This window comes from Rhizobium glycinendophyticum, from assembly GCF_006443685.1.
GTDB lineage: Bacteria > Pseudomonadota > Alphaproteobacteria > Rhizobiales > Rhizobiaceae > Allorhizobium > Allorhizobium glycinendophyticum.
Map to the genome: position 1 here is coordinate 193,215 of NZ_VFYP01000003.1, position 26,736 is coordinate 219,950.

27 protein-coding genes are annotated in these 26,736 nt (G+C 62.2%); 12 read left to right on the top strand and 15 right to left on the bottom strand.

Annotated elements, in window-relative coordinates; genetic code table 11:
- Nucleotides 1–48 precede the first annotated feature (48 nt).
- The 7 genes from FJQ55_RS18040 to FJQ55_RS18070 all read left to right on the top strand — a co-directional run bounded on the left by FJQ55_RS18040 (nt 49) and on the right by FJQ55_RS18070 (nt 5,930).
- A complete protein-coding gene (locus FJQ55_RS18040) occupies nt 49–1,581 on the top strand; it encodes an acyl-CoA carboxylase subunit beta (RefSeq protein WP_140830457.1) in 1,533 nt (510 codons plus the stop codon).
- A 107-nt stretch (nt 1,582–1,688) separates the two neighbouring features.
- A complete protein-coding gene (gene yghU, locus FJQ55_RS18045) occupies nt 1,689–2,600 on the top strand; it encodes a glutathione-dependent disulfide-bond oxidoreductase (RefSeq protein WP_140830460.1) in 912 nt (303 codons plus the stop codon).
- Nucleotides 2,601–2,612: 12 nt separating this feature from the next.
- Nucleotides 2,613–2,990, top strand: coding sequence for a hypothetical protein (locus FJQ55_RS18050; RefSeq protein ID WP_140830462.1), 378 nt, complete (start codon nt 2,613–2,615; stop codon nt 2,988–2,990).
- Nucleotides 2,991–3,012: 22 nt separating this feature from the next.
- Complete coding sequence (locus FJQ55_RS18055; protein ID WP_425467550.1) at nt 3,013–3,408, top strand: hypothetical protein; 396 nt, start codon at nt 3,013–3,015, stop codon at nt 3,406–3,408.
- 5 nt (nt 3,409–3,413) lie between these two features.
- On the top strand, nt 3,414–3,650 hold the full coding sequence (locus FJQ55_RS18060) for a DUF4160 domain-containing protein (RefSeq protein ID WP_140830466.1): 237 nt from the start codon (nt 3,414–3,416) through the stop codon (nt 3,648–3,650).
- Complete coding sequence (locus tag FJQ55_RS18065) at nt 3,631–3,915, top strand: DUF2442 domain-containing protein (RefSeq protein WP_140830468.1); 285 nt, start codon at nt 3,631–3,633, stop codon at nt 3,913–3,915. The genes FJQ55_RS18060 and FJQ55_RS18065 overlap by 20 nt, the downstream gene beginning before the upstream one ends.
- Before the next feature lie 5 nt (nt 3,916–3,920).
- Entirely contained in the window at nt 3,921–5,930 is a 2,010-nt protein-coding gene (locus FJQ55_RS18070) for an acetyl-CoA carboxylase biotin carboxylase subunit (RefSeq protein ID WP_140830470.1), read from the top strand.
- A 281-nt stretch (nt 5,931–6,211) separates the two neighbouring features.
- On the opposite strand, the gene FJQ55_RS18075 is transcribed toward FJQ55_RS18070, so the two are convergent.
- Nucleotides 6,212–6,553, bottom strand: coding sequence for a type II toxin-antitoxin system RelE/ParE family toxin (locus FJQ55_RS18075; RefSeq protein ID WP_140830472.1), 342 nt, complete (start codon nt 6,551–6,553; stop codon nt 6,212–6,214).
- A complete protein-coding gene (locus FJQ55_RS18080; protein WP_140830475.1) occupies nt 6,543–6,812 on the bottom strand; it encodes a ribbon-helix-helix domain-containing protein in 270 nt (89 codons plus the stop codon). Before FJQ55_RS18080 ends, FJQ55_RS18075 begins: the two co-directional genes overlap by 11 nt.
- Before the next feature lie 112 nt (nt 6,813–6,924).
- Between FJQ55_RS18080 and scpA the strand changes: the two genes are divergently transcribed.
- Together scpA and FJQ55_RS18090 are read left to right on the top strand one after the other, a co-directional pair.
- Nucleotides 6,925–9,060 (top strand): methylmalonyl-CoA mutase, encoded by a 2,136-nt coding sequence (scpA, locus tag FJQ55_RS18085; RefSeq protein ID WP_140830477.1) that lies wholly within the window; start codon nt 6,925–6,927, stop codon nt 9,058–9,060.
- A gap of 22 nt (nt 9,061–9,082) precedes the next feature.
- Nucleotides 9,083–10,678, top strand: coding sequence for a GMC family oxidoreductase (locus FJQ55_RS18090; RefSeq protein ID WP_140830480.1), 1,596 nt, complete (start codon nt 9,083–9,085; stop codon nt 10,676–10,678).
- Nucleotides 10,679–10,687: 9 nt separating this feature from the next.
- On the opposite strand, the gene FJQ55_RS18095 is transcribed toward FJQ55_RS18090, so the two are convergent.
- The 7 genes from FJQ55_RS18095 to speB form a co-directional block, all read right to left on the bottom strand.
- Nucleotides 10,688–11,488 (bottom strand): ABC transporter permease, encoded by an 801-nt coding sequence (locus FJQ55_RS18095; protein ID WP_140830482.1) that lies wholly within the window; start codon nt 11,486–11,488, stop codon nt 10,688–10,690.
- A complete protein-coding gene (locus FJQ55_RS18100; protein WP_140830484.1) occupies nt 11,485–12,339 on the bottom strand; it encodes an ABC transporter permease in 855 nt (284 codons plus the stop codon). The genes FJQ55_RS18095 and FJQ55_RS18100 overlap by 4 nt, the downstream gene beginning before the upstream one ends.
- Nucleotides 12,336–13,370 (bottom strand): ABC transporter ATP-binding protein, encoded by a 1,035-nt coding sequence (locus FJQ55_RS18105; protein WP_140830486.1) that lies wholly within the window; start codon nt 13,368–13,370, stop codon nt 12,336–12,338. The genes FJQ55_RS18100 and FJQ55_RS18105 overlap by 4 nt, the downstream gene beginning before the upstream one ends.
- 25 nt (nt 13,371–13,395) lie before the next feature.
- A complete protein-coding gene (locus FJQ55_RS18110; protein WP_140830489.1) occupies nt 13,396–13,830 on the bottom strand; it encodes a type II toxin-antitoxin system VapC family toxin in 435 nt (144 codons plus the stop codon).
- On the bottom strand, nt 13,827–14,072 hold the full coding sequence (locus tag FJQ55_RS18115; RefSeq protein WP_140830491.1) for a type II toxin-antitoxin system Phd/YefM family antitoxin: 246 nt from the start codon (nt 14,070–14,072) through the stop codon (nt 13,827–13,829). The genes FJQ55_RS18110 and FJQ55_RS18115 overlap by 4 nt, the downstream gene beginning before the upstream one ends.
- A gap of 158 nt (nt 14,073–14,230) precedes the next feature.
- Nucleotides 14,231–15,241, bottom strand: coding sequence for an ABC transporter substrate-binding protein (locus FJQ55_RS18120; RefSeq protein WP_246085202.1), 1,011 nt, complete (start codon nt 15,239–15,241; stop codon nt 14,231–14,233).
- Nucleotides 15,242–15,408: 167 nt separating this feature from the next.
- Nucleotides 15,409–16,464 carry an agmatinase gene (gene speB, locus FJQ55_RS18125; RefSeq protein WP_140830496.1) on the bottom strand — a complete coding sequence of 352 codons (1,056 nt, stop codon included), beginning with the start codon at nt 16,462–16,464 and terminating at the stop codon, nt 15,409–15,411.
- A 163-nt stretch (nt 16,465–16,627) separates the two neighbouring features.
- Between speB and FJQ55_RS18130 the strand changes: the two genes are divergently transcribed.
- Genes FJQ55_RS18130 through FJQ55_RS18140 form a run of 3 tightly spaced genes read left to right on the top strand, consistent with a single transcriptional unit; the run spans nt 16,628 to nt 20,025 of the window.
- Complete coding sequence (locus FJQ55_RS18130) at nt 16,628–17,608, top strand: LysR substrate-binding domain-containing protein (protein ID WP_140830498.1); 981 nt, start codon at nt 16,628–16,630, stop codon at nt 17,606–17,608.
- 20 nt (nt 17,609–17,628) lie between these two features.
- The gene (locus tag FJQ55_RS18135) at nt 17,629–18,804 is read left to right on the top strand and encodes an aminotransferase (RefSeq protein ID WP_140830501.1); all 1,176 of its coding nucleotides are present in this window, start codon (nt 17,629–17,631) and stop codon (nt 18,802–18,804) included.
- A gap of 6 nt (nt 18,805–18,810) precedes the next feature.
- The gene (locus FJQ55_RS18140) at nt 18,811–20,025 is read left to right on the top strand and encodes a TIGR03862 family flavoprotein (RefSeq protein WP_140830503.1); all 1,215 of its coding nucleotides are present in this window, start codon (nt 18,811–18,813) and stop codon (nt 20,023–20,025) included.
- Between the two features lie 3 nt (nt 20,026–20,028).
- Here the strand turns inward: FJQ55_RS18140 and FJQ55_RS18145 are convergent, their stop codons facing one another.
- The 6 genes from FJQ55_RS18145 to FJQ55_RS18170 all read right to left on the bottom strand — a co-directional run bounded on the left by FJQ55_RS18145 (nt 20,029) and on the right by FJQ55_RS18170 (nt 26,625).
- Entirely contained in the window at nt 20,029–20,559 is a 531-nt protein-coding gene (locus FJQ55_RS18145) for a DUF3833 family protein (protein ID WP_140830506.1), read from the bottom strand.
- 114 nt (nt 20,560–20,673) lie between these two features.
- Complete coding sequence (gene iolB, locus FJQ55_RS18150) at nt 20,674–21,483, bottom strand: 5-deoxy-glucuronate isomerase (RefSeq protein WP_140830508.1); 810 nt, start codon at nt 21,481–21,483, stop codon at nt 20,674–20,676.
- A 128-nt stretch (nt 21,484–21,611) separates the two neighbouring features.
- Nucleotides 21,612–21,878 carry a hypothetical protein gene (locus FJQ55_RS18155; protein ID WP_140830510.1) on the bottom strand — a complete coding sequence of 89 codons (267 nt, stop codon included), beginning with the start codon at nt 21,876–21,878 and terminating at the stop codon, nt 21,612–21,614.
- A 105-nt stretch (nt 21,879–21,983) separates the two neighbouring features.
- The gene (iolE, locus tag FJQ55_RS18160) at nt 21,984–22,877 is read right to left on the bottom strand and encodes a myo-inosose-2 dehydratase (protein ID WP_140830513.1); all 894 of its coding nucleotides are present in this window, start codon (nt 22,875–22,877) and stop codon (nt 21,984–21,986) included.
- Between the two features lie 2 nt (nt 22,878–22,879).
- The gene (gene iolD, locus FJQ55_RS18165) at nt 22,880–24,700 is read right to left on the bottom strand and encodes a 3D-(3,5/4)-trihydroxycyclohexane-1,2-dione acylhydrolase (decyclizing) (RefSeq protein WP_140830515.1); all 1,821 of its coding nucleotides are present in this window, start codon (nt 24,698–24,700) and stop codon (nt 22,880–22,882) included.
- Entirely contained in the window at nt 24,697–26,625 is a 1,929-nt protein-coding gene (locus tag FJQ55_RS18170) for a bifunctional 5-dehydro-2-deoxygluconokinase/5-dehydro-2-deoxyphosphogluconate aldolase (protein ID WP_140830517.1), read from the bottom strand. Before FJQ55_RS18170 ends, iolD begins: the two co-directional genes overlap by 4 nt.
- Nucleotides 26,626–26,736 lie beyond the last annotated feature (111 nt).

Below are 26,736 nucleotides of genomic sequence, written 5' to 3' on the forward strand. Positions count from 1 at the left end.
AATAGGTGTCACAAGGCTTGAAGCCATCAAGACCATTCGGGAGGAAGCATGTCGACGATCCTGGACCAGCTCGAAGCGCGCCGCGCGGAGGCCCGCCTCGGCGGCGGCGAAAAGCGCATTGCCACCCAGCACGGCAAGGGCAAGCTGACCGCCCGCGAGCGCATTGAGGTCCTGCTCGACGAAGGCTCCTTCGAAGAATACGACATGTATGTCACCCATCGCGCCGTCGATTTCGGCATGGCAGACCAGAAGGTGCCGGGCGATGGCGTGGTCACCGGCTGGGGCACGATCAACGGCCGCCAGGTCTATGTCTTCTCCCAGGATTTCACCGTGCTCGGCGGTTCGCTGTCGGAAACCCATGCCCAGAAGATCTGCAAGATCATGGACATGGCGATGAAGGTCGGCGCGCCCGTGATCGGCCTCAACGATTCCGGCGGCGCCCGCATCCAGGAAGGTGTCGCTTCGCTTGCCGGTTATGCCGACGTCTTCAAGCGCAATGTCGATGCGTCAGGCGTGATCCCGCAGATCTCCGTGATCATGGGCCCCTGCGCCGGTGGTGCGGTCTATTCGCCCGCCATGACCGATTTCATCTTCATGGTGCGCGACAGCTCCTACATGTTCGTCACCGGCCCCGATGTCGTGAAGACCGTCACCAACGAGATCGTCACGGCGGAAGAGCTCGGCGGCGCCTCCACGCACACGAAGAAATCCTCCGTCGCCGATGGCGCCTATGAGAACGACATCGAAGCTCTGGAACAGGTCCGCCTACTCTTCGACTTCCTGCCGCTCAACAACCGCGAAAAGCCTCCGGTCCGCCCCTTCCATGACGATCCGGCCCGCATCGAAATGCGGCTGGACACGCTGATCCCTGACAGCTCCAACAAGCCCTACGACATGAAGGAGCTGATCTACGCGCTGGCAGACGAAGGCGATTTCTTCGAGATCCAGGAAGCCTTTGCGAAGAACATCATCACCGGCTTCATCCGCATGGAAGGCCAGACGGTCGGCGTCGTCGCCAACCAACCGATGGTGCTCGCCGGCTGCCTCGACATCGATTCATCGCGCAAGGCCGCCCGCTTCGTCCGCTTCTGCGACGCCTTCTCGATCCCGATCCTGACGCTGGTCGACGTGCCCGGCTTCCTGCCCGGCACCGCCCAGGAATATGGCGGGGTCATCAAACATGGCGCAAAACTCCTCTTCGCCTACAGCCAGGCAACCGTGCCGATGGTGACCCTCATCACCCGCAAGGCCTATGGCGGCGCCTACGACGTCATGGCCTCCAAACATATCGGCGCCGACGTCAACTATGCCTGGCCAACCGCCGAAATCGCCGTGATGGGCGCCAAGGGCGCCGCCGAAATCCTCTATCGCTCGGAACTCGGCGATGCCGAAAAGATCGCCGAGCGAACGAAGGAGTACGAAGTCAACTTCGCCAACCCCTTCAAGGCCGCAGAGCGCGGCTTCATCGACGAAGTGATCATGCCGCATTCCTCGCGCCGCCGGATTGCCAAGGCCTTTGCGAGCCTCCGGAACAAGCAGGTCGGCACGCATTGGAAGAAGCACGACACAATCCCGTTGTGAGGAGCGGCCCCTTATAACTGCGGAATCAGAGTGGGCAAGGACAACATGGAAGGCCTATATAACTCTCGGCGCGCCCGAGGCGCTTCACCGAGAAAGGATCCGATTTCATGACCGACGAAAAATTCCCGCCAGAAAAGAACCTGCCCGCCGGCTACGTGCCGCCAAAGGTCTGGACCTGGGAGCCTGGCAATGGCGGTCAGTTCGCCAGCATCAACCGTCCGACGGCAGGTGCGCAGACGGACGTGGAGCTGAAGGTCGGCAAACATCCGCTGCAGCTTTATTCTCTCGCCACCCCGAACGGCCAGAAGGTGACGATCCTGCTCGAAGAGCTGCTGGCCGCCGGCCACACCGGCGCCGAATACGATGCGTGGTTGATCAATATCGGCAAGGGCGACCAGTTCGGCTCTGGTTTTGTCGGTGTGAACCCGAACTCCAAGATCCCCGCACTGGCAGACCATGCCCCTGTTGATGGCGGGAAGCCGATCCGGCTGTTCGAGTCAGCCTCGATCATGACTTATCTGGCGGAAAAATTCGGCGCCTTCCTGCCGACCGACCCGCGCGCCCGCGCCGAAACGCTCAACTGGCTGTTCTGGCAGATGGGCTCCGCCCCCTTCGTCGGCGGCGGCTTCGGGCACTTCTTCTCCTATGCACCCGTCAAGATCCAGTATGCGATCGACCGCTACGCCATGGAGACCAAGCGCCAGCTCGACGTCCTGAACCGTCAGCTCGCGGAGACCGAATTCGTCGCCGGCAAGGACTACACCATCGCCGATATGGCCATCTGGCCCTGGTATGGACGCCTGGCGCTCGACCAGTCCTATCCGGATGCCGGGACCTTCCTGTCGACCCATGAATACACCCATGTCGTACGGTGGGCGAAGCAACTTGCCGAGCGTCCGGCTTTGAAGCGCGGTGTCATGGTCAACAAGACCTCGGGTCCGCTCTCCGAACAGTTGCACGAACGTCACGACGCCGCGGACTTCGACACGAAGACCCAGGACAAGCTGACCCAGGCTTGAGAGGAGACCACGATGGCCAGACCGCCCGAAATGACCAAGCATCGCGGCTTCCCCTCGGGGCTGCCGGGCCATGGCCATCACTTCACCATCCGTCGCGCCAATGAAAAGGGCGCGACACCGCTGAAACCCCTGCAGCGTCTTGCCCGCCCCGGCACCATCGAACAGAAGGTCGACGCGGCCTTCCTTCATGCGCTCTGGCACCATTTTGGGCCAGAGCCCTTCGAGCGTGGCAACCTCGATGCCGGACGGCTGAACCTCCTGTTCGGTCGCGAGGTCGTGCCGGCGGAAAGTCCCTTCGACCCGACCTCCTACGATGCCCTGCTCAGGATCGACGAGAAGGTCGCGCGCAAGAACTTTCCGGAATCCTTCGAAGACGTGTTCGAGGTCTGATGCCATGGCCAAGGATCCGCTCATGCCGAAGCACCAGGGCTTCCCGCCGGGTCTGCCGGGAACGCAGTGGCAATACACGATCCGCCGGCCGAACCCCAAGGTGACGCCGGTGACAAACTGGCCGCGCCACCGCACCATGGACCAGACGGTGGCGCTGGCCGACCTCGGCTTCATCCAGGCGCTCTGGCAGTTCTTCGGCACCGAACCTTTCGAGCGCGGCAATCTCGACGGCGAACGCCTTTGCCGGCTGTTCGGACGCGAGCTGATTGCCGCTGAACGCGGCTTCGATCCGCAATCCTACTTTGCCAAGCTGAAGCTCAATGAACCGCTGGCACGGAAGAATTTTCCGGAAGCCTTTGGCGAGGTGAAGAACGAGCAGAGCGTGGCGAAGGGATTGAAGAAACAGGCGCGGGATTAGCGGAGATGCCGACACTCCTTCTCTGGAAAGGACATCGTTTTCTTTTCTACTCGAAGGAGATCGGCGAGCCGCCACATATCCACGTCCTGAAGGACGGAAAGCAGTTGAAAGTGTGGTTGCGGGATCTCCGTGTCGCCCGCAACGCAGGCTTCGCGGCCCATGAGGTGATTGCTATCCTCAAGGTTGTCGCGGAACACCGGCAGGGTTTCGAGGAGGCGTGGAATGACCACTTTGGACATTGATGAGCGGCAACTGCAAGTCCGCTCCGTGGACGTCACGGACGACAGCATCATCTTCGACATGATCGATGGACGCAGGATCGTGGCGCCGCTCTGGTGGTATCCGCGCCTCGCCAAGGCCTCTCCCGAGCAGCGTGCCAAGGGCGAAGTTCTCCCCTTTGGTGACGCCGTCGGCTGGGAAGAGATCGACGAATATATCAGCGCCAAGGCGCTCATCATCGGAGGCGCCGCTCCCGGCGCCGTCCCACCTGCTCAAGCTGCCGAGTGACAACAATGATCCAGAAAATCCTCATCGCTAACAGGGGCGAAATCGCCTGCCGGGTCATCAAGACCGCGAAGAAGCTCGGCATCAAGACCGTCGCCGTCTATTCCGATGCCGATCGCAACGCGCTGCATGTCGAGATGGCCGATGAGGCGGTGCATATCGGCCCGGCGCCGTCGAACCAGTCCTATATCGTCATCGACAAGATCCTTGATGCCATCAAGCAGACCGGAGCAGACGCCGTCCATCCCGGCTACGGCTTCCTGTCGGAAAACGAGGCCTTTGCCGAAGCGCTGGAAAAGGCAGGCGTCACCTTCATCGGCCCGCCTGTGGGCGCAATCCAGGCCATGGGCGACAAGATCACCTCGAAGAAGCTGGCCGCCGAAGCCGGTGTTTCGACCGTGCCCGGGCATATGGGCCTGATCGCCGATGCCGACGAGGCGGTGAAGATCTCCGATCAGATCGGCTATCCCGTGATGATCAAGGCCTCGGCCGGCGGCGGCGGCAAGGGCATGCGCATTGCGTGGAATGCCGAAGAAGCCCGCGAAGGCTTCCAGTCATCGAAGAACGAGGCGAAGAACTCCTTCGGCGACGACCGCATCTTCATCGAGAAATTCGTCACCGAGCCGCGCCATATCGAAATCCAGGTGCTCGGCGACAAGCACGGAACCGTGCTTTATCTCGGCGAGCGCGAATGCTCGATCCAGCGGCGAAACCAGAAGGTCATCGAAGAGGCTCCCTCGCCCTTCCTCGATGCCGCCACCCGCAAGGCCATGGGCGAACAGGCAGTCGCCTTGGCAAAAGCCGTCGGTTACCATTCGGCCGGCACCGTCGAATTCATCGTCGATGGCGAAGAGAACAAGTTCTACTTCCTCGAGATGAACACCCGCCTGCAGGTCGAACATCCCGTCACCGAGCTGGTGACCGGTCTCGATCTCGTCGAGCAGATGATCCGCGTGGCGGCGGGCGAGAAACTTAGCTTCGGCCAGGACGACGTGAAGCTGAACGGCTGGGCCATCGAGAGCCGTCTCTACGCCGAAGACCCCTATCGCAACTTCCTGCCCTCGATCGGCCGCCTCACCCGCTACCGCCCGCCGGCAGAGGGCACGACCGCAGAAGGCACCGTAGTCCGCAACGACACCGGCGTCTTCGAAGGCGGCGAAATCTCGATGTATTACGACCCGATGATCGCCAAGCTCTGCACCTGGGCGCCGGATCGTCTGACCGCCATCGATGCGATGAGCGAAGCGCTCGACAGTTTCGAGGTCGAAGGCATTGGCCACAACCTGCCCTTTCTCTCGGCGGTGATGAACCAGGAGCGCTTCCGCTCCGGCAAGATCACCACGGCCTATATCGCCGAGGAGTTCAGGGACGGCTTCACCGGCGTCACGCCGGATGCCGCGTCCGCCGAAAAGCTCGCGGCGGTCGCTGCCGTCATCCATCATCGCCTGCAGGCGCGCGCTATCCAGATTTCGGGAACGATCGGCAACCACACCCGCAAGCTCGGCAAGGATTGGGTCGTCAATCTGGCCGGTAGCGACCACGCGCTGGCCGTCACCGAAGGCACCGGCAACACGCGTGTCTCGCTCGCCTCCGGCACAGAGCTGGTGCTCGCGACAGACTGGCAACCAGGACAGACACTGGCAACCGTGGACATCGGCGGAGAGACGCTTGCGGTGAAGGTCGACCTCAAGGGACCCGCCATACGGCTTCGCTGGCGCGGCATGGATTTAACCGCCCGCGTCCGCTCGCCGCGTGTTGCGGCGCTTGCCAAACTGATGCCCGAAAAACTGCCGCCAGATACCTCCAAGATGCTGCTCTGCCCCATGCCGGGCGTCATCACCGGGGTTGCGGTCAAGGAAGGCGAGACCGTGGAAGCCGGCCAGGCGCTCGCCACCGTCGAGGCGATGAAGATGGAAAACATCCTGAAGGCCGAACGCCGCGGCACCGTGAAGAAGATCGTCGTTAAGCCGGGCCAGAGCCTGGCGGTTGATGAACTGATCATGGAGTTCGAAGGGTGAGACGTGCGGGCTGGCTGCTGTCGGTGATACCCCCCTCTGTCGGCTCCGCCGACATCTCCCCCACAAGGGGGGAGAGTGGCCGCTCGCGTTGCGCCTGCCTCACAAATTCAGCGTCGATGGCGGGACGGCAGGTCGGGCCCACCCGGCTCTCCCCCCTTGTGGGGGGTGAGGCATGGCCGGCGAAGCCGGGCAATCGATCCAGTGAATCGATTGCAATGCCGAACGCCGGCAGGACAGAGGGGGGTATCCGCGCGACACGTCAGCAGACGATTCAAAACCGCCTAGGACAGGCGCTTCAGCATATGCCGCTGATGATCCTGTCCGCCGAAGAAGACGGCAATGACTTGAATGGTCTGCGTCGCCTCGTAAACGTCGAAATAGATGACTGCGCGGTTTTTGGTGACGTGACGCAGACCGTCGCCAATCTCCTTCGACAATGTCCCCTGATAGGGCGCTTTCCCAAGGCCAAAGATATCGCGGCGGATTCGGCGAACGCGTTCGGATGCTTGATCAAAGGCATCTTCGAGAGGTTCACCCAACTGGGTGTAGGACTGAACAAGATGATCGAAGATCTGATTGAGATCGATCTCGCTTTCTTCCGAAAGTTCGACCTCAAAGACCATACTCAGCCTTCTTTGCCGCAATCATCGCCTCGATCCGCTCATGGCTTTCAGCCTCAGAGAGAAATGGCCCCTTGCGCCGACGCTGAATTAGCGACCGCAACGCCTCGACATCCTCTTCCCGCATCTCCGTCTCTTCGCGCACCAGATCAAGCCCTCGCTCGACGACAGCTGCGAGGCTCGGGAAGTGGCCGTCCTCGACCAGCTTGCGGGCGAATTCTTCCTGCTGCGGCGAGAGCGAGACAGAGGCTTTCACGGTCATGGCAAGGCGCTCCGGTTGAGCCTCAAAGAATAGCCCCGACCGGAAACCCCGTCAAACTGAGCTCCCTCGGCGAAACGCCGAACCGCGCAGCCTTCAGATAAGGATCGCATCGATGACCAAGAAAACCATCGCCGACTGGCAGGCGCTTGCCGAGAAGGAATTGAAGCGTCCGGCCGAGAGCCTTGTCTGGAACACGCCGGAGGGCATTCCGGTGAAGCCGCTTTATACGGCAGAGGATATTGCTGGCATCGACCATCTCGACAGCCTGCCGGGTTTTGCCCCCTTCGTGCGAGGCCCGCGTGCCACCATGTATGCCGGCCGCCCCTGGACCATCCGGCAATATGCCGGTTTCTCGACGGCGGAGGAGAGCAATGCCTTCTACCGCAAGGCGCTTCTTGCCGGTCAGCAGGGCGTCTCCGTCGCCTTCGACCTTGCCACCCATCGCGGTTATGACTCGGATCACCCGCGTGTAGAGGGCGATGTCGGGAAGGCGGGTGTGGCGATCGACTCGGTCGAGGACATGAAGATCCTGTTCGACGGCATTCCGTTGCAGGACATCTCCGTCTCGATGACGATGAACGGTGCGGTCATCCCAATCCTGGCGAACTTCATTGCTACGGGTGAGGAGCAAGGGGTATCGCGCGAAAAACTGTCTGGGACCATCCAGAACGACATCCTCAAGGAGTTCATGGTCCGCAACACCTATATCTATCCGCCCGAGCCCTCGATGCGGATCATCGCCGACATCATCGAATACACGGCGAAGGAAATGCCGAAGTTCAACTCGATCTCGATCTCCGGTTATCACATGCAGGAAGCGGGTGCCACGCTGGTGCAGGAGCTTGCCTTCACCCTGGCCGACGGGCGCGAATATGTCCGCGCGGCCATCGCCAAGGGCCTCAATGTCGACGAGTTTGCCGGCCGCCTCTCCTTCTTCTTTGCCATCGGCATGAACTTCTTCATGGAGGCCGCCAAGCTGCGCGCCGCACGCCTGCTCTGGACCCGCATCATGCAGGAATTCGAGCCGAAGAAGGCGTCCTCCCTGATGCTGCGCACCCATTGCCAGACTTCGGGCGTGTCGCTGGCCGAACAGGACCCCTACAACAACATCATCCGCACCGCCTTTGAAGCCATGTCGGCAGCGCTCGGCGGCACGCAGTCGCTGCACACCAATTCCTTTGACGAGGCGATTGCCCTGCCGACGGAATTTTCCGCCCGCATCGCCCGCAACACCCAGCTGATCCTGCAGAACGAAACGGGCGTGACCAAGGTCGTAGATCCGCTCGCCGGCTCCTATTACGTGGAGAGCCTGACCAACGAACTGGCGGAAAAAGCCTGGGCGCTGATCGAGGAGGTCGAAAGCCTGGGTGGCATGACCAAGGCTGTCGATGACGGCCTGCCGAAGCGCCTGATCGAGGAAGCCGCGACCCGCCGCCAGGCCGCCATCGACCGGGGCGAGGAGGTGATCGTCGGGGTCAACAAGTTCCGTCTGGAAAATGAAGAACCGATCGACATCCTCGAAATCGACAACACCGCCGTTCGCCTGTCGCAGATCAGGCGCATCGAACAGACGCGCCGGCAGCGTGACCCGAAGCGGGTGGAAACCACACTCGCCCGCCTTACCGAAATCGCCCGCACAGGCGTGGGTAACCTGCTCGAAGCCGCCGTCGACGCCGCCCGCGCTCGCGCGACCGTCGGCGAGATCTCGGATGCCATGCGCGCCGTTTTCGGCGATCACGTTGCCGTGCCCGAAGTCGTGCATGACATCTATGGCAAGGCCTATGAGGGTGATCCGGAAATGGAGACGCTGACGACCCGCCTCAAGGACTATGGCAAGGCGGCCTCCAAGCCACGTATCCTGATCGCCAAGCTCGGCCAGGATGGCCATGACCGGGGTGCCAAGGTGATCGCGTCGGCCTTTGGCGATATCGGCTTCGATGTCGTGGCAGGCCCGCTCTTCCAGACGCCGGAGGAAGCCGCAGACCTCGCCGTCGCCAACAAGGTGCAGGTCGTCGGCATGTCGTCGCTTGCAGCCGGCCACAAGACGCTTGCCCCGCAGCTGGTCGAAGCACTGAAGGCGAAGGGCGCGCACGACGTGATCGTCGTCGTCGGCGGCGTCATTCCGCGCCAGGATTATGACTTCCTGCTGGAGCATGGCGTCTCCGCCGTCTTCGGCCCGGGCACGAATGTCATGGACGCCGCGCGCTCCGTGCTTGACCTCCTGGAAGGTCGCCTGCGAAACAGTTGAGGCTGACGGCTCGGGGAGGAGCATGGAGACCTACGATTACATCGTCATCGGTGCCGGCACTGCCGGCTGCCTGCTCGCCAACCGGCTCTCCGCCGATCCCACACGCCGTGTGCTGCTTCTGGAAGCCGGCGGCAGCGACAACTATCACTGGATCCATATCCCGGTCGGTTATCTCTACTGCATCAACAACCCGCGCACCGACTGGTGCTTCAAGACGGAGGCCGAGCCGGGCCTGAACGGTCGCGCCATCGGCTATCCGCGCGGCAAGGTGCTTGGCGGCTGCTCCTCGATCAACGGCATGATCTATATGCGCGGACAGGCGCGCGACTACGACCAGTGGCGCCAGATGGGTTGTGAAGGCTGGGGCTGGGATGACGTGCTGCCCCTCTTCAAGAAGACGGAAGATTTTCACCGAGGATCCGACGACAAACATGGCGCCGGTGGCGAATGGCGGGTGGAGAAGGCCAGGCTTCGCTGGGACGTGCTGGAAGCCTTTCGCGAGGCGGCCAAACAGGCGGGCATTCCGGAGACCGACGACTTCAATCGCGGCGACAATGAAGGATCCGGCTTTTTCGAGGTCAATCAGCGCTCCGGCATCCGCTGGAACACGGCGAAGGCCTTTCTGAAGCCGATCCGGCACCGGAAGAACCTGACCATCCTCACCCGCGCCCATGTCAAGCGGCTGACCATCGAAGACGACCGCGTGACCGGCGCCGAGGTGCATCATGACGGCGAACTGAAGCGCTTCGCCGCCCGCCGCGAGGTGGTGCTGTCAGCCGGTGCCATCGGCTCGCCGCAGATCCTCGAACTCTCCGGTATTGGTCGTGGAGATGTCCTGCAAAATGCTGGCGTCGAAACCGTTCGCGAGGTGCCGGCCGTCGGCGAAAACCTGCAGGACCACCTGCAGCTCCGCCTCGTCTTCAAGGTCAAGGGCGTGCCGACGCTGAACGAACGCGCCTCCAGCCTCTACGGCAAAGCGATGATCGGGCTGGAATACGCTCTGCGCCGCTCAGGCCCGATGTCCATGGCGCCGAGCCAGCTCGGCATCTTCACCCGCTCCGGCCCGGATAAGGAAACCGCCGACCTCGAATACCATGTCCAGCCGGTCTCACTCGACAAATTCGGCGATCCCGTTCATCCCTTCCCGGCGATGACGGCGAGTGTCTGCAATCTGAGACCCGAAAGCCGGGGCTCGGTGCATATTGCGGGGCCGGACTTCGCCGCCCAGCCGAAAATCGCGCCGAACTACCTCTCGACGCCGGGTGACCGCGACGTCGCTGTGCGCTCAATCCGCCTCACCCGCCGCATCGCGTCCCAGCCCGCCTTCGCCCGCTATCACCCGGAGGAGTACCGCCCCGGACCTGATCTCGAAAGCGATGCGGAGCTAGAAAAGGCGGCTGGCGATATCGGCACCACGATCTTCCACCCTGTCGGCACCTGCCGCATGGGGGCGGATCCGGACAGCGTCGTCGATCCGCGCCTCCGGCTGCGCGCCTTGAAGGGCCTGCGCATTGCCGATGCCTCGGTGATGCCGACCATCACCTCGGGCAACACCAATTCGCCGACCCTGATGATTGCCGAAAAGGCGGCCGCGATGATCCTTGAGGATCACCGCTGACGCCATTCATCAGCTTCGGTCGTCTGCATTCGCCCCGAGCAGCTTCGGCAGATCGCCGAAGCGGGCAACCAGACCGAAGACGGTGGCAGCCACCGCCACGAACAGGATCGTCACCGAGGCCATGACCGGCGTATAGCCGTAGCGCAGCGCGTTGAAGATCTTGATCGGCAGCGTCTCCATCACGAAACCGACCGTCATATAAGCGACGATGTATTCGTTGAGCGAGAGCACGAAGGCGAAGGCATAACCGGAGACGAGATAGGGCGCGATCAGCGGCAGAACGACCGTGCGGAAGATGGTCCGGTCATCGGCACCCATGGTGGCCGCCGCCTCGACCAACGAGCGGTCGATTGCCGAAAAACCGAGCGACAGCGTCACCAGAGGCAGCGTGACGAAGAAGATTGCGTGGCTGATGACCGCCGTCCAGGGCTGGCCGTAGAAGCCGGTCGCAGCCCAGAAAGTGAGTAAGCCCAGCGCCGTAATGACCGGCGGCAGCGTGAACGGCGCAATGCCGAGCAGCTGGAACACCTGCGCCCAGGGCGCAAGACGCCGCCACAGGAACCAGGCGAGCGGCAGGGCGATGGCAACCGCAAGAGCGGCTGCACAGAGCGCGAGAATGACAGAGGCGAACAGAGCCGCCCGCCAGCCGGGATCGGTGAAGATCGCGCCGTACCAAGACAGCGAAAAACCCTGCGGCGGGAAGTTCAGGCTCTGCTTGGCATTCACCGAAACCCCGGCGACCACGGCGATGGGCGCGGCGAGAAAGATGCCGATGAGGGTGAAGTAGAGACGGGTCAGAGCCTTGTTCATGCTGCCTCTCCCTTGCGGCCGATCAGCAGCGTCAGGGCCACCATGCCGAGCGTGACCAGCACGAGGAACACGGCCATGGCGGCGGCGAACGGCATGTTGGACTGGTAGATCGCCTGGTCGGTGATGAGCACGGACAGCGTCCAATGCGAGGGGCGACCGAGGATCTGCGGCAAGAGATAGGAGCCAAGCGCGAAGATGAAGACCATGATCAGCGTCGCAATCAGCGTGTTGCGCAGCGCCGGCACGACCACGGTAAAGAAGGCTTTGATCGGCGAGGCCCCGAGCGTACGCGCCGCTTCGGTGAGCGTCGGGTCGAGCCGCACGAGAGCAGGATAAAGCACCAGCACCGTATAGGGCAGCGCCTGATAGGCCATGCCGGTCAACACCGCGCCAAAATTCGGCATGAGCGCCACAGGCTTTTCCATGAGACCGATCATGACCAGCAGGTTGGTGATGCCGGCGGTGCGGGAAAACAGCGTGGACCAGGCAAAGCCGATGATGACTTCGGAAAGAGACAAGATTGAAAGGAGCGCCACCAGCCACAGCACCTGCGCCTTACGCGACATGCGCGCCAGCAGATAGGTGAAGGGCAGAGCCAGCGTCACGCAGACAACGGCAACCGCTATTGCAAGACCAAGCGAAAAGCTGAGCACGCCCCCGAAGAAGAACGACAGGAAGCGGGCGTAGTTGTCGAAGACGAAATCCGGCGAATAGAAACCGGTCGGATCGCGCTTGAAGAAGGAGACGGCGATCATCGTCGCAAAGGGCACGACGAAGAACAGGATCAGCATGCCCGCCGGAAACGCGAGCGGCGCATAGTCGAGCGCGGTTTTTGGAGGTTCGCGTCTCATGCCGACAGCACCACGGCGGTTTCGGGATCGATGACGATGCCGACATCCTGGCCGACGGTAACAACTGGCCGCTCGCGCGGGGTCGAGACGGCGACGACTTCGGTGCCGGAGACATCGAGGAAGGTTTCGATCGTGCCGCCGAGATCGCGGATGAAGGTGACCTTGCCGGTGATGCGGCCTTCGCCGGGGGCTCCGAGCTTAACATCCTCCGGGCGAACCGAGAGGCTGGCCTGCCCCTGCCCTGCCGGCGCCGAGATGCCGGCGACGCTATGGCCCAGCACAAGCGCCGATCCCCCCTGCGCCGTCAGCGGCAGGAGGTTGGTCGAACCGATGAAATCGGCAACAAAGCGATCGGCCGGCTTGCGATAGATCTCGATCGGGCTCGCCGCCTGACGGATCTTGCCGCCGCTCATCACGACGACCGTATCCGCCATGGTCATCGCCTCGCGCTGATCGTGGGTAACGACAATGGTGGTGATGCCGAGCTGCTGTTGCAGCTTGCGCAACTCCACCTGCATCGCTTCGCGCAGCTTGGCATCGAGGGCCGACAGAGGCTCGTCGAGCAGGAACAGCTTCGGGGAGATGGCGAGCGCTCGGGCAATCGCGACACGCTGCCGCTGGCCGCCGGAAAGCTTGTGCACCGGACGGTCGGCATATCCGGTGAGGTGGATCATCGCGAGCAGCTCGTCCACCCGCTTCACCTGCTCCTCAGGGCCGATGCCACGGATGCGCAAGGGATAGGCGATGTTCTCACCAACAGTCAGATGCGGAAACAGCGCCAGCGATTGAAAGACCATGCCAAGCTCGCGCTTGTGCGTCGGCACCTGGGTAATGTCCTTGCCATCGAGAACGATCGCACCATCCGTCGGACTGTCGAGGCCGGCAATCATCCGGAGCAGTGTGGTCTTGCCGCAGCCGGAGGGGCCGAGCAGGCAGACGAAGGTGCCATGCGGCACCGAGAGCTGGACATTGTCGACCGCCGTGAACGGACCGAACTGCTTGGTGATGGAATTGAGGGCGAGGCCGGACATAGGCTTCCAATCGGACGAGTGTTGTTCAAAACGGTGCGAGACAGTCGACGCCCAAGGGCTCGAAGTCTCTTGTGTTGGCGGTCACGACTGTGAGGCCGTGGGTTTGGGCGGTCGCGGCGATGAGGATGTCGGCGAGCTGGCCGTTGTGACCGCGTGAGCGCATAGCCCCATCAAGGGTTCCGGCGGCAAGCGCCGTTTCCGTATCAACGACCAGAATGCTGTCCGCATACTGCTCGATGAGCCTTTGCAGCCAGAGGTGCAATTGCCGCGCCCGAGTGGGGTTACCATTCTTGACCAGTTCGAGCTTCGTTGCACCCTTCTGTATTTCAAGCACAGTGATCGTCGATAAATAAAGAGATTTTTCCCCAAAGCGCTGCCGCAACCAGTCTTCGAACGCCTCCGAGGCTCTTCCGTCGTAAAGCAGCGAGACCGCATTTGTGTCGAGCAGATATCCCTTCAAAGATCCACGTCCCGGCTCGGCGAAGGATTTCGCTCAAAGACCATTCCAGGTTCAGGGAAAGTTTTGAGGAAATCGACCAGATTGGGTCTCCGCGATTGGTCCTGCGTTTCATCGCTTTCAACTGCCATCAGCGTCGCCACCGGCTTGCCATCCCGCGTAATGGTCACACTGCCGCCCTTGATCACCTCGTCCACCAGCTCGGAAAGATCGGTATTCACATCGCGCACGCTGACCGTTGCCATGAGATTGTCTCCGCTGAGATGCCTTCGGCGATACTATCACGTGCCCTAAGATGCCGCAAAAGCCTACTGCAAATGCCCCTCACCCTAACTTCTCCCCGCTTGCGGGGAGAAGGTGCCCGGCAGGGCGGATGAGGGGCAATGCCGCCCCTCGAGCAAAATCAACCGACGATCAGCTCGGTCCACTTCTGGTTCAGCCAGTCGGACTTCGTCTGGTAGAGATCATAACGCGGCGTGATCGGCTCGATATCGGACGAGACCGCAGCAAACTCTTCGGCCGTCAGGTCAAGAAGCTCGCGCTTCACCGTCGGGGCCGTGCCGACCTTGCGCGACAGGGTCGCCTGGATCGACGGCTGGCACATGTAGTCGATGAAGATGTGTGCTTCCTCGGTCTTCGTTGACGCGCGCGACAGCGCCCAGCAACCCGAGTCCTGGATGCCGCCTTCCTTCGGGAAGGTCGAACGAACAGGCTGGCCGTCGGCTGCGGCGAGACCCGTTACGTCGTGGTAATACTGGCCCATCGGGATTTCGCCCGACTTCAGCGACTGTTCGAACTGGGCTTCGTCACGATACCAGAGGCGCACGTTCGGCTTCACTTCGGCAAGCTTGTCGAAAGCCTTGAGAATACCCTCTTCCGTATCAAGTGCATTGGTGCCGCCGAAATAGGTCTTCGCCGTGACCTCAAGCAGGAAGGAGTTGGAGACGAGGGCGAGCAGGCCGAGCTTGTCGGCGTTTGCCGGATCCCACAGCGCTTCCCACGAGGTCGGCGCCTCCTTGTAGACATCGGTATTGGTGACCAGCGTGATGTACCAGGCAACGGCACCAACGCCAGCGACGCGGCCATCCGGATACTTGTTGACGAAACGGTCGATCAGACCCGAGGCGTTCTTGATCTTCGCCATGTCGATCGGCGCCCAGAGCTCGGTCGCCTGACCCTTCAGCATGGCGACCTGCGACATCATCGAAAGGTCGGCAGGAGCCTGTCCCGCTTTGGCGGCCTGTTCCAGCTGCACGAGCCAGGCTTCACCGGTCGGTTCGGCAATGGATTCAACCGCAATGCCGGTTGCCTTGGTGAATTCCGGGAAGATGTTCTTGTCGAAGCTGTCCTTGAAGTAGCCGCCATAGACGCCGATCTTGATCGACTTGTCCTGGGCGCGCAGGATCGACGGCATGGCAAGCGCGCCAGCAATGGCGGCCGAGCCGGCAAGCACGCCGCGGCGGCTGACGGAAGTGGAGAGAATGTCTTTCATGGTCCTGTTCCCTTGTTGTGGTTGAGGCGTTCTCGCCCGTTCGTCTTTATCGTGTGACCGGACGGCAAAGCCCTCCGGGATAAGCGCCCTCAGCGGGCCTTGATGGCCGGACTGTAGACCATCAAGCTGAGGATTTCGAAGAGGATTTGTGCGCCGACATGCGCCGTATTGTGGTTCGCATCGTATTGCGGCGCGACTTCGACGACGTCGCCGCCGATAAGATTGACTCCCTTGAAGCCACGGATCAATTCCAAGGCCTCACGTGAGGTGAGACCACCGACTTCAGGCGTCCCGGTACCCGGCGCCACGCTCGGATCGAGGCTGTCGATGTCGAAGGAGAGATAAGTCGGGCCGTCGCCGATCACGGCCTTGGCCTTTTCGATGATCGCCGGGATGCCGAGACCATTGATCTCTTCGGCATGAATGACGGTCATGCCAGACTCGTATGAGAACTCCCACAGATATTCGGCCGGCCCGCGAATACCGATCTGGATCGTGCGCGTCGGATCGAGCACGCCGTCGAGCACGGCATTGCGGAAGGGTCCTCCATGATGGAATTTCGTCTGGTCGAAGGCGCCGCCGGTATCGCAATGGGCGTCGATGTGGATCATGCCGACAGGGCCATGCTTCTTCGCGATCGCCTTCATGATCGGATGGGTGATCGAATGGTCCCCCCCCACGGACAGCGGCAGCACGCCTTGGGCGACCAGCTTGGTGTGATAGGCCTCAATGTCCTCATGGCTCATCTCCAGGCGATAGCGACTAGAGAACGGAACGTCGCCGATATCGGCCACCTTGAGATCGAAGACCGGCGCGCATTCGAGCACATGATTGTAGGGCCCGATGCGATCGATGGCGCGCAGGGCGCGAGGCCCGAAGCGCGAGCCAGGGCGGTTCGTGACGCCGAGATCCATCGGCACACCGACGATTGCAACATCGAGATCGCTGACATCAGGATTGCGTTGGTCTACCTGTCGATAGGGAGCCGAGACAAAAGTCGGCACACCGGCATAGGGCGCGGCGCGAGTGCCGTTCGAGAAAATCTTTTCGCCGACCTTGGCGAACTTCGGATCGAAGATCTCGCCGGCCTTGTCGTTCCCGTATTTCTCGCGCAGCGCCTGAAGGCGCTTCTCATCGAAAGGCATGTCTCGTTCCCTGTTGGTGAACGACCACATAATGATCGTCCATTTTTGCGGCACCCTGCGCGCCTGCCATTATTGTGGGCATTAACCTGCAACGCACTTGGAAAATCAATTCACGATGTTATAGCAATCGATGTGAGAAAAATTCACGGAGCCCAAACCCGCTATGGCGAGCCGCCTGCCACCGCTCAACCCCCTGCGCGCCTTCGAGGCGGCGGCACGTCGTGGCTCGATCTCGGCTGCCGCGCGGGAATTGAGCGTGACCCACGGCGCCATCTCGCATCAGATCAAGACCCTTGAAGAGACACTGAGAACGGTGCTTTTCGAGCGCGGTGGCAAGCGGCTAAAACTGACGCCGCAGGGCGCCCTTCTGCTGCCCGCCGTCACCCAGGCCTTTGACGGCATTGCGGCGGCAACCGCGTTGATGAACCGCCCCTCGACCAGCGGCAGCCTGCGCATTTCCTGCGTACCGGCGCTACTCTCGCTCTGGCTCGTACCCCGCCTCGGCTCCTTCGTCGATCGTTATCCCGAAATCAGCCTGACGCTCACCTCCAGCAACGATTCCAGCCTGATCTATTCCCCCGACATCGACATCGCGATCCTCTATGGCCCGGGCGGTTGGAAGGACTGCTGGACACGGCTCTGGAGCACGTTCGATCTCTTTCCCGTCGTCAGCCCGACCCTGCTCAACACGCGTCCGCTGCGCTCTGTCCGGGATCTGCGCGACCACGTGTTATTGCATGGTGATGACGGCCGGGAATGGCGAAGCTGGCTCGCCGCTGCCGACCAGCTGGACATGCCGAAAGCCCGCGAACACTTCATGGGAGATGCACGCCTTTCGACCGAAGCCGCCCGCCATGGCCAGGGCGTGGCGCTCGGTGACAGCATTACAGCCTCCAGCCTGATTGCCGCCGGCGAACTGGTGATCCCTTTCGACCTCGCCGTGCCCGCACCGGATGCGTTCTACGTTGCCGCCCGCAACGACGTGCGCGCCGCTCCCATTGCCAAGGTCTTCATCGACTGGATCTTCGACATGATTGAGACGGAACGGGCCGCCCAGCCCCGTCCGGCGAGCCGTTCGACGGGTCGTGGCCTGCCATCCGCCCGCAAGCGCAACACCAATGCCATGCTCTGGGAAGAGAGCTGATAACACCGAGGAAAACTGCCATGCCCGCCGCCCCTTTCAACCCGCTCGTTGCAGACCTCTCGGCCCCGCCGGTGCCATCCGTCTTCGCCTGGGCACGCGCGTATGACGGTGCCAATGGCCCGATGATCGATCTGAGCCAGGCCGTCCCCGGCTATCCACCGCATCCCGATCTCTTCGGCTGGCTGGCCGAGGCCGCATCCGCCCGAGCCAATGCCGGCTACGGCCTAATCGAGGGCGAGGCACCCTTGCGCGCGGCCTATGCCGCAGAGGTGGCTGCCGTATACGGCGCCGCGGTCAAGGCTGAGAACATTCATATTACCGCCGGCTGTAACCAGGCCTTCATGGCAACGGTGCAGGCAATCGCGGCGAGCGGCGACGCGGTGGCACTGACCGCTCCCTTCTACTTTAACCAGGAAACCACGCTGGCGATGATGGGCATCCGCCGCGAACTGATCCCGCTCGATCCCGCAACCGGCTTTGTCCCCACGATGGAGGGCATCCAGGCGGCTCTGGCCAAGGGCGTGAAGGCCGTGGCGCTGGTCTCCCCCAACAACCCGACGGGCGCCATCTATCCGGCGGACCTGCTGCGCCAGGCGTTCGAGGCATGCCGCAAGGCGGGTGCCTTCCTGATCCTGGACGAGACCTATCGCGACTTTTTGCCCGGCGGCGATCGTCCACATGACCTGCTCTCGATTCCGGGCTGGGACGAGAACCTCATCCTGCTCTACTCCTTCTCCAAATCCTTCTGCATCCCCGGTCATCGCCTCGGCGCAATCACCGCCGGTCCGCGCGCCGTCTCCGAAATCGCCAAAGTCATGGACAATCTGCAGATCTGCGCGCCTCGCGCACCCCAGGCGGCCGTCGCCAAGGCGATCCCAGCACTCAAGGCCTGGCGCGAGGACAACCGCATCGAGATCCTAAAGCGCGTTGAGACGCTTAAAGACGTGATGGCAAAACTTCCCGCCTGGAAGATGGAGTCTCTTGGCGCCTATTTCGCCTTCATCCGCCATCCCTTTGCGGGCCAGGACTCCGCTTTTGTCGCGGAAAGGCTGGCAAAGAAGGCGGGCGTGCTATGTATCCCCGGCGCCTATTTCGGTGACGACTGCCAGGACTACCTGCGCTTTGCCTTTGCCAATGCCGATAGCGCAACAATCGAAGGTCTGGTCGCCCGCCTCTCGACCTTCACCCTGGACTGACCGGACATGACGAAAAGCGTGGCGATCATCGGCGGCGGCCCGGCGGGGCTGATGGCGGCGGAACATCTCGCCGGCAAGGGCCACTGCGTGACCGTCTACGACGCCATGCCGACGGTCGGACGCAAGTTTCTTCTCGCCGGCAAGTCTGGCCTCAACATCACCCATGCCGAGGACTATGCCCGTTTCGTCACCCGCTATGGCGGGGCGAACGATCGGCTGCGCCCGGTGCTCGACCTGATGACGCCGGAGGCCATCCGCGACTGGGCAGCGGGCCTCGGCACGGAAACCTTTGTCGGCTCTTCCGGCCGTGTCTTCCCAAAGGTGATGAAAGCCTCGCCGCTGTTGCGCTCCTGGCTGAAGCGGCTGGAAGGCATGGGCGTGACCATCCTCACCCGCCATCGGTGGACTGGTTTCGACGGTGATGCCCTGCTTTTCGAAACTCCGGAGGGTCAGAAGCACATCACTGCCGACGCCACATTGCTCGCGCTCGGCGGCGCCAGCTGGCCGAAGCTCGGCTCGGATGCCGCCTGGGAGCCGCTGCTGGAAGCCGAAGGCATCGTTATCACACCGCTCCGCCCGGCCAATTGCGGCTTCGACTGCGATTTTTCCGAAGGCTTCGACACGCGTTTCCCTGGCCAGCCGATCAAGTCGGTCAAGGCCACCTCGGCAGCCGGCACCACCCAGGGCGAATTCGTCATCAGCCGGGGCGGCATCGAAGGCAGCCTGATCTATGCCCATTCGGCAGCGCTCCGAGACGCGCTTGACCGGGACGGCCAGGCCGCGCTGATCCTCGATCTGGCACCGGGACGAACCATCGAAAGGCTTGCCGCCGACCTTGCCCGACCAGATCGCAAGGCGAGCTTTTCGACACGGTTGAAGAAGGCCGCCAATCTCGACGGCGTAAAGATCGCCCTGCTGCGGGAAGTCGATCCCTCGGCCACCCAGCGTGACGCGGCTAGCCTCGCGAGCCTCATCAAGGCTCTGCCGCTTGACGTCAAACGCCCGCGCCCGATCGCCGAGGCGATCTCCACCGCAGGCGGGATCGCCCTCGACGGGATCGACGATGGCTTCATGCTGAAAGGACACCCCGGCACCTTCGTGGCCGGCGAAATGCTCGACTGGGAAGCTCCAACAGGCGGATATTTGCTGACCGCCTGCTTTGCGACCGGCATTGCCGCCGCCAACGGCATAGAGCGCTGGCTTCAGCGGTCACAGGGTTGAGGCCTAGCGGCTCGCCGTCTTGTGCGAATAACCCGGCTTGCGGAACTCGACGGTGGTCTTGGCGACCGGGATGCCGAACTTGGTGACGAGCGCCGTGTTCAACACCGTACCGTCCTGGCGCAGCACCATCTTGTCCCAGAAACGCACCTTGTTGCCCTGGGTCTCGGGGCTGAGATAGACGAGGTAGTTGAAGCGCGCGACGGCACCATTGAGCCGCACGGTCGTCTCGCCGATCACGTCCTCGCGGGTGCCGCTATAGGTGGTCGGGCTGGTCTTGGTGAACCGCCAGGTCTTGCGGTCCTTGGTGCCGTCGTCGAAAACGAAGTCTTCGCGCAGCGTCAGCGTCTTGCCGTCCCATTTTCCGGTCAGATCGACGGTGAAGGTCCGCTTCACGCCATTGATGGCACTGAACGAACCGACCGCCTCGGTGCGGCCGGCGAAATAGTCTTCAAAGGTAAACTTGTCTGCTGCCTGTCCGGCGGACGGCAGCAGGCTCAGGGCGAGCCCGACAAGGGCAAGGCTGAACTTCGGCATCGGAGCGTCTCCATCGTTGGCGCGTTTGTGCAGCCACTACGGAGAGGATCAGCAAGCGGATTTGGAATTGTTCCAGAAAACGCTTTCGTGAAGACGAAAGCGTTTTCCAGGGGCTTACTTGCTGTCGCGCTGGTAGATCCAGTCGTGATCCGGATGGTTCTGGAAGCGCCATTTGCGCAAGGGACCGGCCATGACGTTAAGATAATACATCTCGTAGCCATGCGGCACGCCGCAAGGATGGTGCCCCTTCGGCACCAGAACCACGTCACCATCCGACACCGCCATGGTTTCGTCCAGCGAGCCGTCTTCGGTAAACACGCGCTGGAAGCCGAAGCCCTGGGCCGGATTGAGGCGGTGATAATAGGTCTCCTCGAGATAGGTCATCTCGGGGAAATTGTCCTCGTCATGCCGATGCGGCGGATAGGACGACCAATTGCCCGAGGGCGTGAAGACTTCCGTCACCAGCAGGCTGTCGGCGACATCCCGGTCTTCCATGGCGATCGGATAGATATGCCTTGTATTGGCACCCTTGCCGCGCTCGACGAACGAAATCCCCTCAGGCCCGATCTGCTGTGCCTCGCGACCGGGCATGGCGGGCGCCGTGCAGACCGCAAGCACGCAGTCGGTCGTCGCGACGGCAGACCAGTCGGCACCCGCCGGCACATAGACGCAATGCGGCGGTGTCTTCTCGAAGACCGACATGCGCTGACCGAGTTCGCCAAAATCCTTGCCGGAACCGCTGATCTTCGCCTTGCCCTCGACGAGAACCAGGATGACTTCCGTCTCGCCGGTCTGCTCGGCAGCGCTTTCACCTGTCTTCAGGCGGTAGAGCCCGAAGCCGACATAACCCCAGCCGGCGCTGGCAGGCGTGATGTCATGCACCTTGCCGGATGTGCCCGTAGGCTTGCGCAACAGATCGGCCATGTCTCGTCTCCCAAATATTCGGCGTCTAGAGCATTTCCGGCGAAAACGGAGCCGTCTTCAATGCTCTATCTCTTGGTTTTCACGCAATTCCGGACGCAAAACCGCTTCGCACTTTTGCTGGAATTGCTCTAGTCCGCGTCAGCCCGTTCGGCTTCGGCGGCAATCCGCGCCCGTTCGGCCTCTGCCTTCGCTTCGGCCTTTTTCATTGTGTTTTCATACATGAACAGCAGTTCGTAACCGGCGTAGAGACCGGTGACAGCAAAGATCATCGCCCAGCCGGTCGCACCGTTCGAATACTCCACCCCGGCCCAGGCCAGCGGCAGCACCGTGCAGAGAATACGGATCCACAGCGGCTTGAAGAAGGGATGGGTCGGATCGAGGATCTGGAACTTCAAGGCTTTGCTCCCGGCAGTCTTGTGAATGGGTCGCCTGCAATAGAGCCCAAATCCATGTGCTGTCAAAACACGGGGCTTAGATAAGTCCCCGCCCCGGCTTGCATATCAGATCAGGCCGGCTTCCTTGGCAAAGCCCTTGAGCGACTTCAGGCCGAGGCTCTGATACTCGAAGGGATTGCGCACATCCGGGTCCTGCTCGGCCTCGATGACGATCCAGCCTTCATAACCATGCTCGGCCGCGATCTTCAGCACCGGCGGGAAGTTCACGCCGCCTTCGCTATCGCCGGGAACGGTGAACACGCCGCGACGCACACCTTCGAGGAAGGAGAGCTTCTCGCTCCGCACCTGATCGGCGATGACGGGACGAACATTCTTCGCGTGGATATGACCGACGCGGTGCATGTATTTTTTCGCAACCGCTTCCGGATTACCGCCGCCGAAATAGCAATGGCCGGTGTCGAGCAGCAGCTTGGCATGCGGACCGGTGTGCTCCATGAGTTTGTCGATCTCGGCTTCGGTCTCGACGACCGTCCCCATGTGGTGGTGATAGACCAGCGAGATGCCTTGGGAAGCCGAGAATTCGGCCAGCGCCTCGACGCCGGCACCGAACTTTGCCCATTCGGCATCGGACAGAACCGGGCGGTCGGCAAGCGCCACATCATCGGCGCCATGAATGGCGTTCGAGGTTTCACAGACGATGATGACCTTGCAGCCCATGGCCTTCAGCACATCGAGGAAGGGCTGCATGGCAGCCTTTTCTTCCTCGATCGTGTTGGTGAGCAGGTTCAGCGAATGCCAGCCGGAGACGAATTTCAGGCCGCGCGGCTCGAGCACCGACTTCAATCCAGCCGGATCGGTCGGCAGCTTGTGGCCCTTTTCGATGCCGTCGAAACCGATCTTGGCGGTTTCGTCCAGGCACTGTTCGAGGCTGATATGGGCACCGAGACGGCGGTCATCATCGTTCGACCAGGCGATCGGGTTGGTTCCGAAAAGGATCATGATCAGGTTCTTTCCTTCAGAGCCGCTTCATAGGCAGTGCGGGCTTGATTGACTTCGGCGCGGGCGGAAACTTCCGGCACCGCGACATCCCACCAGTAGCCGCCGGCTCCGGTGGTCGGATAAGGATCGGTGTCGATGACGATCACCGTCGTCTCGGTCGCCGCGCGGGCGGCATCGAGGGCTGTTTCCAGCTCCGCAATCGACGACACCTTGTGCGACCGCGCCCCCATCGATGCCGCATGGGCGGCAAAATCGATGGCGATGGGGCTGACATTCGAATGAGCATAGAGGTTGTTGAACTGCGCGCCCCCGGTGCCCATCTGCAGCCGGTTGATACAGCCGTAACCGCGGTTATCGGTGATCACGACGGTGATCTTGACGCCCATGCCGACAGCCGTTGCCAGCTCGGAATTCATCATCATGTAGGAGCCGTCGCCGACCATGACGATGACGTCGCGGTCCGGTTCCGCCATCTTGATGCCGAGACCGCCGGCGATCTCGTAGCCCATGCAGGAGAAGCCGTATTCCATGTGATAGGAGAGCGGCAGCTTCGACTTCCACAGCTGATGCAGTTCCCCCGGCATGGTGCCGGCCGCGCACATGACGACCGTATTGTCGCGCGAGGCGCGCTGCACGGCGCCGATCACCTGCATGTCGGTCGGCAGGGCATTGCTGTCGACGGGCGCAGCCGTTACGGCATCCGCCTTGGCAAACCAGGAGGCCTTGAGACCGGCATCCGGTGCGGCGAACGTGTGATCGCCAAGGGCTGCCGAGAGCCTTTTAAGCCCGATCTTGGCATCCGCCACCAACGGGATCGCATCATGCTTGGCGCTGTCGTAAGGCTGCACGTTCAGCGCCAGGATCTTCCGATTGGGGTTCTTGAACAGCGCCCAGGACCCCGTGGTGAAATCCTGGAAACGCGTGCCGACGCCGATGACGAGGTCGGCCTTTTCCGAGACAACATTGGCGCTTTCGGCACCGGTGACACCGACAGGGCCGAAATTCAGGCCATGGTCCCAGGCCAGTGCCGACTTGCCGGCCTGCGTCTCGACGACGGGGATCTGGTGCTTCTCGACGAACGCCTTGAGGGTGTCGGTAGCACCCGAAAAATGCACGCCGCCACCGGCGACGATGACAGGGTTCTTCGCCGCCTTCAGCGCCGCAACCGCTGCTTCGAATTCAAAGACGTCAGGCTCCGGACGACGGAAGCGCCAGGTTTTCTTGGCAAAGAAGCTCTCCGGATAATCATAGGCCTCGGCTTGCACGTCCTGGCAGAAGGCAAGCGTGACCGGGCCGCAATCGGCGGGATCGGTCAGCGTGCGCATGGCGCGTGGCAGGGCAGTCAGCAGCTGTTCCGGTCGCATGATGCGGTCGAAATAGCGCGAGACAGGACGGAAGCAGTCGTTGGCCGACATCGTTCCGTCGCCGAAGTCCTCGATCTGCTGCAGAACCGGATCGGGGCCACGATTTGCAAAGACATCGCCGGGGATGAAGAGCACCGGCAGGCGGTTGACATGGGCGAGTGCCGCCGCCGTCACCATGTTGAGCGCGCCGGGGCCGATGGAGGAGGTCACCGCCATGGCGCGGCGACGGCCGAGCTGCTTGGCATAGGCGATCGCCGCATGCGCCATCGACTGCTCGTTCTGGCCGCGATAGGTCGGCAACTCCTCGCGGATGCCGTAGAGCGCTTCGCCGATGCCGGCCACATTGCCGTGACCGAAGATCGCCCAAACGCCTGCGATATAGGGAACACCATCCTCGTTAAGCTGGTTGGCGAGGTAACGCACCATCGCCTGGGCGGCGGTCAGCCGGATCGTCTTCATGCTTTTCCTCCCTTGGCGGAAACCGCCTTCTGCCGCGCAGCGTCCCAGATCGCACAGAGGCTCTGGTAACGCGCGGCCATATCCTCCACGGCAGCGGCATCGCTCAGCGAACCGGCAAGCCACTTGCGCGCGGCATCGCCGAAGATGGTGCGGCCGACGGCGAAACCCTTGACCAGATCAAAGCCGGCGGCAAGCTGGAAACTTGCCTCGAGCTCCGCCTGCGGCGCATCGAGACCGAGCACCACGATGCCGCGCGTATAGGGATCATTGCGCTCGATCGCGTTGCAGGCATTGGCCCAGGACGCCGTCGTCTTCATCGGCTCCAGCTTCCACCAGTCGGGATAGACGCCGATTTCGTAGAAACGCTCGATGATCTTGGCGGTGGTCTCCTCGTCACAGGCGTCGACCTTGGAGGGGATGACCTCCAGCAGGAACTCCAAGCGATTGCGGCGCGCCGCATGGAAGAGCCTGAGCACCGTCTGCTCCTGCTCGGCCTTCATCTCTGCGGTATCGTCAGGATGATAGAAGGTGAGCACCTTGACGACATGATCGATGGGCCATTCGACAAGACCGCCGAAATCGGGGCCGATCTCCGGTTCCAGCGTCAGCGGGCGCGAACCCGGCCATTCGACGGGACGGCCGATCCAGAGACCCGTGCCGGCGGCGCGGTAAAGCGCATCGCGACCCAACCGGCTGTCGCAGAGCAGGCCGTAACCGGCCTTGCCATCGGACACTTTGAGGGCGGCATCCAGGCAGAGGTTCTTGAACGCACCGATCCGATGCTCCGAAACGCCGGCCTCTTTGGCCATTGCTTCGAGCTGCATGCGGTGGTCGAAGGCAAAGACCCGCATGGTCGACCAGTCACCCTTGCGGTTGGTCGACCAGTGCACTTGCTCGAGGGCCGCATCCTTGCGCAACGCCTTGTTCTTGATGCCGACTTTAAAGAAATACTGCAGCTCTTCCCAGCTCGGATAGGCCGGCGTGCAGCCGTGGCGGGAGACGGCGAAGGCGCCGCAGGCATTGGCAAACTTCAGCGAGGTCGGCCAGTCTTCGCCGGTCAGCCAGCCCTTGAGCAGGCCGGACATGAAGCCGTCGCCGGCGCCGAGAACATTGAAGACCTCGATCGGGAAACCTTCGCCGGTCTGCCCCTCGTCGAGACTGTCGGGAATGGCATCCTCGAACACGACGGCGCCCAACGGCCCGCGCTTGCAAACGAGCGTCGCCGGCGAAACCTGGCGCACGGCGCGCAGCGCCTCGATCGTATCGGTAGAACCACCGGCAATATGGAACTCCTCTTCCGTGCCGACGATCAGGTTGAACAGATGCAGGGTCGACTGCAGCTTGCGCGTGACCTTCTCGGATTCAACGAAGCGGCTTTCGCCATCGCCATGACCGGCCAGGCCCCAGAGGTTCGGGCGGTAATCGATATCGAGTGCGGTGAGCCCGCCATATTCCCGCGAGATCGCCAGCGCCTTCAGCACTGCCTGCTCGGTACGGGGATTGGACAGATGTGTGCCGGTGACGCAGACGCAGCGCGCTTCCGCGACAAAATCCGGATCGATATCGTCTTCCGACAGCGCCATGTCGGCGCAGTTCTCGCGGTAGAAGATCAGCGGAAACTGGTGTTCGTCCCGGATACCGAGCAGCACCAGAGCGGTCAGGCGCTCCTTGTCCGTCTTCACGCCGCGCACATCGACACCCTCGCGCACCAGCTGCTCGCGGATGAAGCGCCCCATATGCTCATCGCCAACGCGGGTGATCAGCGCCGACTTCAGCCCAAGACGCGCGGTGCCGGCTGCAATATTGGTCGGCGAACCACCGATATATTTGTTGAAGGAGGCCATATCCTCCAGCCGACCACCGACCTGGGCCCCGTAAAGGTCCACGGACGAGCGGCCGATCGTGATCAGATCGAGCGAAGCCAAATTGTCCTCCCTGCTGCGGGATCTAGCTGCCCCGCTCTCCACCGGCCATTCCATGGAATGGAACGGCCACTCTTCAAAATGGACTATAAATTCTATTTCTCAGAATTTCAA